This is a genomic window from Hydrogenophaga palleronii NBRC 102513 (assembly GCF_001571225.1).
Lineage (GTDB): Bacteria > Pseudomonadota > Gammaproteobacteria > Burkholderiales > Burkholderiaceae_C > Hydrogenophaga > Hydrogenophaga palleronii.
Genome location: NZ_BCTJ01000063.1, coordinates 1 through 11,722 on the forward strand (window position 1 = coordinate 1; position 11,722 = coordinate 11,722).

At 68.9% G+C, this 11,722-nt stretch carries 12 protein-coding genes and 1 riboswitch; of the genes, 8 read left to right on the forward strand and 4 right to left on the reverse strand.

From position 1 onward, the window contains the following. Positions 1 to 265: 265 nt before the first annotated feature. A complete protein-coding gene (locus HPA01S_RS21605; protein ID WP_066273434.1) occupies positions 266 to 811 on the reverse strand; it encodes an adenine phosphoribosyltransferase in 546 nt (181 codons plus the stop codon). 50 nt (positions 812 to 861) lie between these two features. Next, the gene (locus tag HPA01S_RS21610; RefSeq protein WP_066273435.1) at positions 862 to 2,847 is read right to left on the reverse strand and encodes a monovalent cation:proton antiporter family protein; all 1,986 of its coding nucleotides are present in this window, start codon (positions 2,845 to 2,847) and stop codon (positions 862 to 864) included. Positions 2,848 to 2,908: 61 nt separating this feature from the next. Between HPA01S_RS21610 and HPA01S_RS21615 the strand changes: the two genes are divergently transcribed. From HPA01S_RS21615 to HPA01S_RS21630, 4 genes are read left to right on the forward strand one after another with little or no spacing between them, the layout of a single operon-like run. After that, positions 2,909 to 3,907 (forward strand): KpsF/GutQ family sugar-phosphate isomerase, encoded by a 999-nt coding sequence (locus HPA01S_RS21615; RefSeq protein ID WP_066273439.1) that lies wholly within the window; start codon positions 2,909 to 2,911, stop codon positions 3,905 to 3,907. Further along, positions 3,904 to 4,458 (forward strand): KdsC family phosphatase, encoded by a 555-nt coding sequence (locus HPA01S_RS21620; RefSeq protein WP_066273441.1) that lies wholly within the window; start codon positions 3,904 to 3,906, stop codon positions 4,456 to 4,458. Before HPA01S_RS21615 ends, HPA01S_RS21620 begins: the two co-directional genes overlap by 4 nt. Further along, positions 4,455 to 5,126, forward strand: coding sequence for an LPS export ABC transporter periplasmic protein LptC (gene lptC / locus HPA01S_RS21625; RefSeq protein WP_245638722.1), 672 nt, complete (start codon positions 4,455 to 4,457; stop codon positions 5,124 to 5,126). The genes HPA01S_RS21620 and lptC overlap by 4 nt, the downstream gene beginning before the upstream one ends. Positions 5,127 to 5,154: 28 nt before the next feature. Continuing rightward, entirely contained in the window at positions 5,155 to 5,970 is an 816-nt protein-coding gene (locus tag HPA01S_RS21630; protein WP_066273453.1) for an SDR family oxidoreductase, read from the forward strand. A gap of 154 nt (positions 5,971 to 6,124) precedes the next feature. Here HPA01S_RS21630 and rbp read toward each other — a convergent pair whose 3' ends face one another. Next, positions 6,125 to 6,526: an RNA-binding regulator gene (rbp, locus tag HPA01S_RS21635; protein WP_066273443.1), complete on the reverse strand. Its 402-nt coding sequence runs from the start codon at positions 6,524 to 6,526 to the stop codon at positions 6,125 to 6,127. A gap of 275 nt (positions 6,527 to 6,801) precedes the next feature. Next, a riboswitch (SAM riboswitch) is annotated at positions 6,802 to 6,877 on the forward strand. A gap of 56 nt (positions 6,878 to 6,933) precedes the next feature. Between rbp and metX the strand changes: the two genes are divergently transcribed. Beyond that, the gene (metX, locus tag HPA01S_RS21640; RefSeq protein ID WP_245638723.1) at positions 6,934 to 8,103 is read left to right on the forward strand and encodes a homoserine O-succinyltransferase MetX; all 1,170 of its coding nucleotides are present in this window, start codon (positions 6,934 to 6,936) and stop codon (positions 8,101 to 8,103) included. Then, positions 8,100 to 8,681 (forward strand): methionine biosynthesis protein MetW, encoded by a 582-nt coding sequence (gene metW / locus HPA01S_RS21645; protein WP_066273446.1) that lies wholly within the window; start codon positions 8,100 to 8,102, stop codon positions 8,679 to 8,681. Before metX ends, metW begins: the two co-directional genes overlap by 4 nt. Before the next feature lie 121 nt (positions 8,682 to 8,802). Here the strand turns inward: metW and HPA01S_RS21650 are convergent, their stop codons facing one another. Continuing rightward, positions 8,803 to 9,489 carry a transglutaminase-like domain-containing protein gene (locus tag HPA01S_RS21650; RefSeq protein ID WP_066273448.1) on the reverse strand — a complete coding sequence of 229 codons (687 nt, stop codon included), beginning with the start codon at positions 9,487 to 9,489 and terminating at the stop codon, positions 8,803 to 8,805. A gap of 204 nt (positions 9,490 to 9,693) precedes the next feature. Between HPA01S_RS21650 and HPA01S_RS21655 the strand changes: the two genes are divergently transcribed. Together HPA01S_RS21655 and HPA01S_RS23755 are read left to right on the forward strand one after the other, a co-directional pair. Next, positions 9,694 to 10,221, forward strand: a complete 528-nt coding sequence (locus HPA01S_RS21655; RefSeq protein WP_066273449.1) for a chemotaxis protein CheW — start codon at positions 9,694 to 9,696, stop codon at positions 10,219 to 10,221. An 82-nt stretch (positions 10,222 to 10,303) separates the two neighbouring features. Beyond that, a partial coding sequence (locus tag HPA01S_RS23755) for a methyl-accepting chemotaxis protein (protein ID WP_066273450.1) occupies positions 10,304 to 11,722 on the forward strand: 1,419 nt, incomplete at its 3' end.

Genomic DNA, 11,722 nt, shown 5'->3' on the forward strand with positions numbered 1-11,722 from the left:
AGGGGGGACGGCACCTGGGGCCGGCGCAGCCGGACCCTCGGTGCCCCTGGATGAGGCCGCTTCTTGCGTTGCGGGTCGCGCTCCGGCTGGTGCGCCCTGCGTCGCTTCGCGGCGTTCCCCTTTTGTGGCGCGCCTGCGGCGCTTCAAGGGGGGGACTGCATCTGGGGCCGGCGCAGCCGGACCCTCGGCGCCTCTGATCAGCGTTGTTTCACGCGCTGCGTGTCGCGCGCCACGCAGCGGTCAAAAGCGGATACCGCCCGCCCGTTCAGTGCCCGGCGAAATCCAGTACGGTGAACAGCTGCAGACCCGAGGCGCGCAGCTTGTCCGAGCCGCCGAGTTCGGGCAGGTCGACGATGGCTGCGCCTTCGATCACTTGCGCACCCAGCTTCTCGAGCAGGCGCCGCCCAGCCATCATGGTGCCGCCGGTGGCGATCAGGTCGTCGATCAGCAGCACGCGGTCGCCGGCCTTCACCGCGTCGGTGTGCAGCTCCACCGTGGCGCTGCCGTATTCCAGCTCGTAGGTTTCCTCCACCGTGGTGAAGGGCAGCTTGCCCTTCTTGCGGATCGGCACGAAACCGACGCCGAGCTCGTAGGCCAGCACCGAGCCGATGATGAAACCCCGCGCGTCCAGCCCGGCCACCACCGTGGGGCGCAGCGCCGCGTCCATGTAGCGGTGCACGAAGGTGTCGATCAGCACACGAAACACCTTGGGGTCCTGCAGCAGCGGCGTGATGTCGCGGAACTGCACGCCTGGCGCTGGCCAGTCGGGCACGGTGCGGATGTGGGATTTCAGGTAGATGGCGTTGTCCATGGGGCTCGGTCCGTGAGGGAGCGGCCATTATGGATGCGCCGGCCGCGGTGTCAGCCCGAGAGCAGCTTCTCTTCCGCCAGGGCAAGGGCCGGCGCCTTGCCGCTGATCACCACGCTGTCGCCACTCTCAAACACCGTCTCGTCGCTCAGCGGGAAGGGCTTGCCGCTGGCGCGGCGCAAGCTGACCACCCGCACGCCCACCGCGTGCAGCGCCAGGCTGCCCAGGGTCTTGCCGACGTTGCGTCCGCCTGGTGGCAGCGTCACGGTGCCAAGGCGCTCGTGGTCGATTTCGTCGGCGCCGTCGTCGTCGGCGCCGTGGAAATAACCGCGCAGCAGGTTGTAGCGCGCGTCGCGCTGGTCCTGCACGACGCGGATCACGCGCCGCATCGGCACGCCCACCAGCGCCAGCGCGTGGCTGGCCAGCATCAGGCTGGCCTCGATCGCTTCCGGCACCACCTCGGTGGCCCCGGCCGAGCGCAGTTTCTCCAGATCGCCGTCGTCCACCGTGCGCACCACCACCGGCACGTGCGGCGCCTGCTCGTGCACGTGGTGCAGCACCTTGAGCGCGGAGGCGGTCTCCAGGTAGGTCACCACCACCGCGCTGGCGCGGTGCAGGCCGGCGGCCATCAGCGCCTGCAGCCGCGCCGCGTCACCGAACACCACCGAGTGGCCGGCGGCGGCGGCCTGGCGCACGCGGTCCGGGTCGAGGTCGAGCGCCATGTAGGGAATGGCCTCGGCCTCCAGCAGGCGCGCCAGGTTCTGGCCGCAGCGGCCGTAGCCGCAGATGATCACGTGCTTGTCGGCGTTGATCGCCTTGCGCGCGATGCTGGTCATCTGCACCGACTGCATCAGCCAGTCGCTGCCCACCAGGCGGGTGACGACGCCGTTGGCATAGAGGATGGCCAGCGGCGTGAGCAGCATGGAGATCACCATCGCCGCCAGGATCGGGTTGAACAGCTGCGGCGGCACCAGGTTGTTCTGGCCCGCCAGCGTCAGCAGCACCAGGCCGAACTCGCCGGCCTGCGCCAGGTACAGGCCGGTGCGCAGGGCCACGCCGGTGGGTGCACCGAAGGCGCGTGTGATGCCGGTGATGAGCAGCAGCTTGAACAGCATCGACACCGAGAGCAGCACCAGCACCAGCGGCCAGCGGTCGAGCACCAGGCGCCAGTCCAGCAGCATGCCGATGGTGATGAAGAACAGGCCCAGCAGCACGTCGTGGAAGGGCCGGATGTCGGTCTCCACCTGGTGCTTGAACTCGGTTTCCGAGATCAGCATGCCGGCCACGAAAGCGCCCAGCGCCAGCGACAGCCCGGCGTGTTCGGTCAGCCAGGCCAGGCCGAGCGTGATCAGCAGCAGGTTGAGCATGAACAGCTCGTCGCTCTTGCGCCGCGCCACCAGGGTCAGCCACCAGCGCATCAGCTTTTGCCCGCCGGTCAGCAGAACGCCCAGCAGCAGCCCCGCCTTGAGCGCGGCCCAGGCCAGCGCGCGCAGCAGGTCTTCGGGTTCGGCCGCCAGCGCCGGGATGATCACCAGCAGCGGCACCACGGCCAGATCCTGGAACAGCAGGATGCCCAGCACGCGTTTGCCGTGTTCCGACTCCAGCTCCAGCCGCTCGGCCACCATCTTGATCACGATGGCGGTGCTGCTCATCGCCATCACGCCGCCCAGCGCCACTGCGGTGCGCCAGGAGATGTTCCACCAGGTCGGCAGCAGCCATGTGAGCAGCAGCGAACCGAGGGTGGTCAGCAACAGGGTGAGCACCACCTGCGTCAGGCCCAGCCCGAACACATGCCGTTTCATGGCGCGCAGCTTGCTCAGGCTGAATTCGAGCCCGATCACGAACATCAGGAAGACCACGCCGAACTCGGCCAGGTAGCGGATGCCCCCCGAGTTCTGCGCCAGCGCCAGCGCGTGCGGACCGATCAGCACCCCCACCACCAGGTAACCCAGCATGGGCGGCAGGCGCAGCATGCGGCAGGTCACCACCCCGAGCACCGCTGCCAGCAAATAAAGCAGGGCGATGTCGAGGGAATTCATGCCCGGAATGGTAATGGCTGGCGGCCGGCGGGCACACGGCCCGGCAGCGATAATCGTCCGCATGACCCTGCCTCCCACCTTCGATCCTGCCCGGGCCATGGCCATGGCGCAGGACACGCTCAACATCGAGGCGCAGGCCCTCGGCGCCCTGGCGCAGCGGCTGGACGATTCCCTGCTGCGCGCGCTGGAACTGGTGCTGTCCATCTCCGGGCGGGTGGTCGTGATGGGCATGGGCAAGAGCGGCCACATCGGCCGCAAGATCGCCGCTACCCTGGCCTCCACCGGCACGCCGGCGATGTTCGTGCACCCGGCCGAGGCCAGCCATGGCGACCTCGGCATGATCACGCCCGCCGACGTGGTGCTGGCCATCAGCAACAGCGGTGAGGTCGAAGAACTCACCGCCATCCTGCCCCTGATCAAGCGCATGGGCGTGCCGCTGCTGGCGATGACCGGCCGGCTCGATTCCACGCTCGCCCGCCATGCCGACGTGGTGCTCGACGCCTCGGTCGAAAAGGAAGCCTGCCCGCACAACCTCGCGCCCACCGCCAGCACCACGGCCCAGGTCGCGCTTGGCGATGCCCTGGCGGTGGCGCTGCTCGACGCGCGCGGCTTCAAGGCCGACGACTTCGCGCGCTCGCACCCCGGCGGCGCGCTCGGCCGCAAGCTGCTGACCCATGTGAGCGACGTCATGCGCGGCGGCGCCGAAGCACCACGCGTCGGCCCGGGCGCCGGCCTGATGGACCTCATGCGCGAGATCAGCGCCAAGGGCCTGGGCATGACCGCCATCGTCGACGCCGACGACCGGGTGGTCGGCGTCTTCACCGACGGCGACCTGCGCCGCCTGATCGAAAAAACCGGCAGCAGTGCCGACTTGCGCCAGCTGGTGGCGCACGAGGTGATGCACGCCCAACCCCGCACCGTGCGCGCCGATGCCCTGGCCGTGGAGGCCGCCGGCCTGATGGAGGCCAGCCGCATCACCAGCGTGCTGGTGGTCGACGACGCCGGCCGCCTGGTGGGCGCGCTCAACAGCAACGACCTGATGCGCGCCAAAGTCATATGAGTCCGCTGCGCCCCACGCTCAACTTCCCCCCGGCGCTGCTGCTGCAGGCGCAGCCGGTGCGTGTCGTCTTCTTCGACGTCGACGGTGTGCTCACCGACGGCAGCCTGTACTTCAGCGAAGCCGGCGAGAGCCTGAAACGCTTCAACACGCTCGACGGCCATGGCATCAAGCTGCTGCAACGCGCTGGCATCACGCCCGCCGTGGTCAGCGGGCGCGACTCCGCCGCCCTGCGCAAGCGCCTGTCGGCATTGGGCGTGGTGCAGCTGCGCCTGGGCACCGAAGACAAGGCGCCGGCCGCCGAAGCCATCCTCGCCGAGCTCGGCCTCGACTGGTCTGCCGCCGCCGCCATGGGCGACGACTGGCCCGACCTGCCGCTGCTGCGCCGCGCCGCGCTGGCGGTGGCGCCGCCCACCGCACACGCCGAGGTGCTGGCGGTGGCGCAGCACGTCACCACGCGCCAGCCCGGCGCCGGTGCGGTGCGCGAACTCTGTGACCTGCTGCTGGTGGCCAGCGGCACCTATGCCCGCGAGCTGGAGGCGGCTGCCCGGTGAGCCAGTCCGATCCGCTCGATTTCCTGGACACGGTGGACCAGAGCGCGGCCCTGCCGCGTGCGCCGCAGCCCAAACGCCGGCTGATGGACCAGCTGTCGATCTACCTGCCGCTGCTGCTCATGGGCCTGCTCGCGCTCGCTTCCTACTGGCTGCTGCGCGCCACGCCCGCGCCCGAAGAACCGGCGGCCGACCGCCCCGTCAGCAGCGAGCCGGATTACTTCATGCGGCGTTTCTCGGTCAAGTCGTTCGACGCCGCCGGCACGCTCACCACCGAGGTGCACGGCGCCGAGGCACGCCACTTTCCCGCCACCGACATGGTGGAGATCGACGACGCGCGCATCCGCCACATCGGCGAACAAGGCCTGCCCACGGTGGCCACCGCGCGCTTGATCACCACCAACGGCGACAACACAGAGTTCGTGCTCCGGGGCAACGCCGTCATCGTGCGCGATGCCGGCAAGGGGCTCAACGGCCAGGACCTGCCGCGGCTGGAGTTCCGCGGCGAGTTCCTGCACGTGTTCCTGGAGCCCGACCGCATCGTCTCCGACCAGCCCGTCACCCTGCTGCGCGGCACCGACCGCCTGAACGCCGACAACCTGGACTACACCGGTGAAGACCAGGTGGCGCAGTTCAAGGGCCGCGTGAAGGCGCAGCTGATGCCGCGCTGACCCCAGCCGCGCCCCACCGGAGCCCATGATGTCCGCATCCCCTGCCGCCTCCGCCTCCACACCGCTGGTGTTCATCACCGGCGCCTCCAGCGGCATCGGCCAGGCCCTGGCCGCGCGCTTTGCCCGCGCCGGCTACCGGCTGGCGCTGGTGGCGCGCCGCACCGACGAGATGCTGGCCTGGGCCCGGGCCCAGGGGCTGGATGCCACGCGCTGCCAGGTCTACGGCGCCGACGTGGCCGACACCAACAGCATCGTCGCCGCCGGCCAGGCCTGCCTGGCGGCGCAGGGCGTGCCCGACGTGGTGATCGCCAACGCCGGCATCAGCGTCGGCATGGACACCGCCGAGCGCGGCGACATCGACGTGATGGCGCGCACCTTCGCCACCAACAACACCGGCCTGGCCGCCACCTTCCACCCCTTCGTGGCGGCCATGCGCGCGCGCGGCAGCGGCGCCCTGGTCGGCATCGGCAGCGTTGCCGCCATCCGGGGCCTGCCCGGCCATGGCGCCTACTGCGCCAGCAAGGCCGCGGTGGTCGCCTACTGCGAGAGCCTGCGCGGCGAATTGCGTGGCAGCGGCGTGGCCGTGGTCACCGTGCTGCCGGGTTATGTGGACACACCGCTGACGCGCGAGAACCGCTACAGCATGCCCTTCCTGCTCACCGCCGAGGTCTTCGCCGACCGCGCCTTCGATGCCATCCAGGCGCGCAGCAGCTACCGCGTCATTCCCTGGCAGATGGGCGTGGTGGTCAAGCTGCTGCGGGTGCTGCCCAACGCCTGGTTCGACCGCCTGTTCAGCGGGCGCCCGCGCAAGCACCGCCAGGGCGAAGGCGCGCCGCGCGGTTGACCTGGCGGACGGAGGCTGATGCCGCCGAGCGGCCCCAGCCTGCACCGCAGACCCGGAGCGACCACGAAAAAAGCCCTGCGGCAGGGATGCCGCAGGGCTTTTTTGTCTGTTGCACCGGCGCCGGGCGCCGGTTCAGGCTGACAGGGATCGGCGATCAGTAGCCGCCGCGGCCACCACCGCCACCGCCGTCACGACGGCCACCGCCGCCGTAGGGGCTGCGGAAACCGCCTTCGCCGCCGCCACCACCACCGAAGCCGCCGCCACCGCTGCGGCCGCCACCGAAGCCACCGCTGCGCGGGGGACGGGCTTCCATCGGACGGGCTTCGTTGACCACCAGGCTGCGACCGCCCAGGGACTGGCCGTTCATGCCTTCAACCGCGGCTTGTGCTTCGGCATCGCTGCCCATTTCCACGAAGCCGAAGCCCTTGGAACGGCCGGTTTCGCGTTCCATCATGACCTTGGCGCTGTTCACAGAGCCGTAGGCGCTGAAAGCTTGTTGCAGGTCTTCGTCGCGCACGGTGTAGGGCAGGTTGCCCACGTACAGTTTGTTGCCCATGGTTGGGACTCCTAATAACACTGAAAAAAATAGCGATGGAGCCCCGTTAGCACACAAAAACCTGTAGCACGCGAAACCACCCGATCACTTGTCAGAACGAGCATTTTCAATGCTCGCCGCGGGATTATGCGCCCAATGCCACGCAGAAAGGAACTATTTATAGGCTGGTGTTTGCCCTTGGTTTTGGGCGATGCGTGGCAACAACAGGCCCGGCTGGCGGGGCTTTGCGGCCGGTTCGGCCCCGCGGCGGCACGGCCTGAGCACTTCAATTTATACTGACGCCCAGCGCCGATTTGATCCAGATTGCGGGCGCTTTAAAAATGCCGCTAAAGGGGAGATTCCCGGTCTCGCTCTTTGGCGGCACCGGGTTTTTTTTATTGGGCGCGCCGCGCCCTCAGGACAAGGCCTTGATCGTCACGCCCCAAACCTTTCAATTCACCGAACCCCTGCCATTGCGCTCGGGTGCCGTGTTGCCGGCCTACGAGCTGGTGGTCGAGACCTACGGCACGCTCAATGCCGACCGGTCCAATGCGGTGCTGATCTGCCACGCGCTGAACGCCTCGCACCACGTTGCCGGCTGGTACGCGGACGACAACGGCCAGCCGCTGGCGCGCAGCGAGGGCTGGTGGAACAACATGATCGGCCCGGGCAAGGCGGTCGACACCGACCGCTGGTTCGTGATCGGCGTCAACAACCTGGGTTCCTGCTTCGGCTCCACCGGCCCGACCCATACCAACCCGGCCACCGGCAGCGCCTGGGGCGCCGATTTCCCGGTGGTGACGGTGGAAGACTGGGTCGATGCCCAGGCCCGCCTGCTCGATGCCATGGGCATCCAGACCCTGGCGGCGGTGATGGGCGGCAGCCTGGGCGGCATGCAGACCCTGAGCTGGACGCTGCAATACCCCGAGCGGGTGCGCCATGCGGTGGTGGTGGCCAGCGCGCCCAACCTCACGGCCGAGAACATCGCCTTCAACGAGGTGGCGCGCCGCGCCATCGTGACCGACCCCGATTTCCACGGCGGCCACTACCTGCGCGAGGGCACGTTGCCGCGGCGCGGCCTGCGCATCGCCCGCATGATCGGCCACATCACCTACCTCAGCGACGACGTGATGAACGAGAAGTTCGGCCGCAGCCTGCGCCCGACCGACGCCGCAGACCCGACGGCGGTGGCCGAGCTGGCCTACCGTTACTCGACGCAGGAGGTCGAGTTCCAGATCGAGAGCTACCTGCGCTACCAGGGCGACAAGTTCAGCGAGTACTTCGACGCCAACACCTACCTGCTGATCACCCGTGCGCTGGACTACTTCGACCCGGCGCGCGCTTTCGGTGGCGACCTCACCGCCGCGCTGGCGCCGGCCCGGGCCAGGTTCCTGCTGGTGAGCTTCACCACCGACTGGCGCTTCTCGCCGGCGCGCAGCCGCGAGATCGTCAAGGCCCTGCTCGACAACCGGCGCGACGTGAGTTACGCCGAGATCGACGCGCCGCACGGGCACGACGCCTTCCTGCTGGACGACCCGCGTTACCTGCAGGCGGTGCGCGCCTACTTCGAACAGACCATCGCGGGAGGCCTGGCATGAGCGAAAAACCCTTGATGGACGCGATCGCGCGTCTGGTGCCGCACGGCTCGCGCGTGCTCGACCTCGGTTGCGGCGACGGCGCCCTGATGGACCACCTGCAGACCACCCGCGGCTGCAGCGGCTACGGTGTGGAAATCGACGACGCCAAGGTGCTGGCCTGCATGCGGCGCGGCATCAACGTGCTGCAGCTCAACCTCGAAGGTGGCCTGACCATGTTCGGCGACAACGCCTTTGACGTGGTGCTGCAGATCGACACGCTGCAACACCTGCGCAACGCCGAGACCATGCTGCGCGAGACCGCGCGCGTGGGCCGCCTGGGCGTGGTGGCGTTTCCCAACTTTGCTCACTGGCCGAACCGGCTGCAGGTGCTGCAGGGCCGCATGCCGGTGACCAAGCGCCTGCCTTACCAGTGGTACGACACGCCCAACATCCGCGTCGGCACCCACGCCGACTTCGAGGTGCTGGCGCGCCGCAACGGCCTGAGCATCGAAGACAGCTTCGGCCTGCACGAGGGGCGCGAGGTGCGGGTGCTGCCGAACCTGATGGCGAGCACGGCGGTGTTCCGCTTCTCGAGCTGAACGGGCCCACCCCCGCCGCGCTGCGCGCGACCCCCTTCCAGGGGGCAACACCTGCGGCCCGGCGAAGCCGGTTCCGCGGTGTTTCTGGAGGGTACTGCTGCGTGCGTTGCGTTGCTTCTTGTCAGCGTTGCTGCGTCTCGCGCGCGGCGTCTTCCGCAAAGTCGCCCTTCACGCCCGCGGTCTGGGCCAGCAGGCCGGGGTAGATCTCGCTGAAGGTGCTGCGCAGCTGGGCCAGCGGCAGGTCGTCGAAGGCGCCGCGTTCGTTCACGTATTCCATGTGCTGCTGGCCGGCGCGGTCGAACGGGTGGTAGAGCGAATCGTGCTCGCCGTCGAACTCCAGCGGCAGCAGGCCGAACTTGTCGCACAGTTCGATGTTGAAGGCCGGCGTGGCCTTGCGCCAGGCGCCGTCGAGCCAGACCGAGGTGTAGCCGTGCCAGGCGAACACGTCGGTCTTCATGGTCTCGCGCAACCGTTCGGTCGACAGATGGTTGCGCACGTCGGCAAAACCCAGCCGCGCCGGGATGCCCTGCGCCCGGCACACCGCCGCGTACAGCACGGCCTTGGGTACGCACCAGCCATAACCCTGCTGAAGCGCCGTGCTGGCGCTCATGCCGGTGTCCGACAGGTCGATGCGGTAGGGGTCGTAGCGCAGCCGGTCGCGCACCGCGAGGTAGAGCGAAACCGCCTGTTCGCGCGGGCTGTCGCCTTGTGCGTGCGCCTGGGCGAAGGCGCGGACGGCCGGGTGGTCGGTGTCGATGCACCGGGTGGCCGCCAGGTGCTGAGGGCCGGGGGATGGGTCTGCGTTCATGCTGACCAAGTTAACAGAGCCGGGTGGAGCACGACGACGCACGAGGGACAAGGTGCGCCGCGGCCTGGGTCCTTGTGTGTACTTTCGGGCTCGTTGATGAGCCATAAACGCTGAATGCTCCGGGTTTGCCCGGTTTTTTCGGTCTTCAGCCCGGGCCTGCCTGGTCGATATTGTTGGAACACACCTGCCAACCGAGGACCGACCATGGACATGCGCCAAGACGCCACCCGCCCCGCCCGCCACGACAGCGCACGCGCCCACGCGGCGCAGCCCGCCAGCGCCGAATACCTGACCTTCCGTCTGGGTGGTGAGGAGTACGGCATCGACATCCTGCGCGTGCAGGAGATCCGGTCCTACGAAGAGCCCACCCGCATCGCCAACGCACCGGCCTTCATCAAAGGCGTGGTCAACCTGCGCGGCGTGATCGTGCCGGTGGTGGACCTGCGCATCAAGCTCGGCTGCGACAAGGTGGAATACAACGGCTTCACCGTGGTGATCGTGCTCAACGTGCATGGCCGCGTGGTCGGCGCGGTGGTCGATTCGGTGTCCGACGTGCTGGAGCTGGCCGGCGACCTGATCAAGCCCGCGCCGGAGATGAACCTCAACGTCAACACCGGCTTCATCACCGGCATCGCCAGCGTCGGCGAACGCATGCTGATCCTGATGGACATCGAGGCGCTGATGTCGGACAGCGACATGGGCCTGATGGACCACACGCCGGCCCTGCAGTGAACGAAGGCGCGCGCCGCCGTTGCTGCCTGCCTCGCCCGGCCGCACGCCAGCCCCAGCCCTACAACCCCTGGAGATTGTTTTCATGACTCCCATCCCTGAGCAACAGGGCTCCGTGGCGCGCCGCGTGGCCCTGCTGGCCGTCGCCCTGCTGACCGTGGTGCTGGGCCTGATCAGTGGCGCCATGTCGCTGGTGGCCGAATCGTCCTCGCGCGAGCGGGAGGCGGCCTGGGCCGGCGACAAGGCCGCCTCGGTTGCCGGTTCGGTCGATGCCTTCGATGCCACGGCGCGCGTGATGACCGAGCGCGCCTTCAAGCCGTTCCGCCAGAAGTTCGCCGACAAGTTCGAACTCGACCCGCAGGCCGGCATGCTCAAGAGCTGGGGCATGCTGTTGAACAACGACTTCTCCGAGGTCGACACTTTCCACCGCAGCAACGGCGGCGTGGCCACCATCTTCATGCGCAAGGGCGATGACTTCGAGCGCATCAGCACCTCGCTCAAGAAGGAAGACGGCGAGCGCGCCATGGGTACCCTGCTGGCGCGCACGCACGCCGCCTACACCCGCGCGCTGGAGGGCCAGCCCTACACCGGCCGCGCCGTGCTGTTCGGCACGCCCTACATGACGCACTACGAACCGGTGAAGGACGACGCTGGCCAGACCGTCGGCATCCTGTTCATCGGTTTCGACGTCAGCGACTTCCAGGTCTCGCTCAACAAGGTGGTGGCCGATGCGCGCTTCTTCGACAGCGGCGGCAGCTACGTGATCGACCCGGGCAGCCGCAACGCCGACGCCGTCTTCATCTCGCACCCCACGGCCGCCGGCCGGAAGGTGCTGGAAGCCTTCCCCGGCACCGAGGCCCTGCTCGACGAACTGCGCGCCAGCCCGGACGTGTTCGTGCGCCACGCCAGGGCCCTGTACCGCGCCGACAGCGAGCGCCCCTGGGCCGTCAAACGCCAGGCCCAGGCGGGCGGCTGGTGGGTGGTGGCCGAGGTCTCGGACAGCGAAGCCATGGCCAGCCACTGGCGCACCATGTGGGCCTTCTGGGGCTTGCTGGCCGCGGCCACCGCCGTGCTCGGCATCGGCCTGTACCTGCTGGTGCGCCGCAACGTGAGCCAGCCGCTGGGTGAACTGACCGCGGCGGTGAGCACGGTGGCGCAGGGCGACCTGAGCCAGAGTTTCCGCAGCGAGCGCCGCGACGAAATCGGCCGCCTGGTGCGCGAGGTGGAAACCATGCGCCAGCGTTTCCTCACCATGGTGCGCGAGCTGCGCAGCGCCACCGACAGCATCAACACCGCCTCGGTGGAAATCGCCTCGGGCAACCATGATCTGTCCGCGCGCACCGAGCAGGCGGCGAGCAACCTGCAGGAGACGGCGGCGAGCATGGAAGAACTCACGAGCACCGTGCGCCAGAGCGCCGACGCGGCGCGCCAGGCCAACCAGCTTGCCGCGAGTGCGGCCGAGATCGCCGTGCGCGGTGGTGAAGTGGTGGGCCAAGTGGTCACC

What these genes read in the sequence shown, in the direction of transcription:
- HPA01S_RS21650 (WP_066273448.1), bottom strand. Translation starts at nt 9,489, where the DNA reads ATGAACGCAGACCCATCCCCCGGCCCTCAGCACCTGGCGGCCACCCGG.
- metW (WP_066273446.1), top strand. Translation starts at nt 8,100, where the DNA reads ATGAGCGAAAAACCCTTGATGGACGCGATCGCGCGTCTGGTGCCGCAC.
- HPA01S_RS21610 (WP_066273435.1), bottom strand. Translation starts at nt 2,847, where the DNA reads ATGAATTCCCTCGACATCGCCCTGCTTTATTTGCTGGCAGCGGTGCTC.
- HPA01S_RS21655 (WP_066273449.1), top strand. Translation starts at nt 9,694, where the DNA reads ATGGACATGCGCCAAGACGCCACCCGCCCCGCCCGCCACGACAGCGCA.
- HPA01S_RS21615 (WP_066273439.1), top strand. Translation starts at nt 2,909, where the DNA reads ATGACCCTGCCTCCCACCTTCGATCCTGCCCGGGCCATGGCCATGGCG.
- HPA01S_RS21605 (WP_066273434.1), bottom strand. Translation starts at nt 811, where the DNA reads ATGGACAACGCCATCTACCTGAAATCCCACATCCGCACCGTGCCCGAC.
- rbp (WP_066273443.1), bottom strand. Translation starts at nt 6,526, where the DNA reads ATGGGCAACAAACTGTACGTGGGCAACCTGCCCTACACCGTGCGCGAC.
- HPA01S_RS21630 (WP_066273453.1), top strand. Translation starts at nt 5,155, where the DNA reads ATGTCCGCATCCCCTGCCGCCTCCGCCTCCACACCGCTGGTGTTCATC.
- HPA01S_RS21620 (WP_066273441.1), top strand. Translation starts at nt 3,904, where the DNA reads ATGAGTCCGCTGCGCCCCACGCTCAACTTCCCCCCGGCGCTGCTGCTG.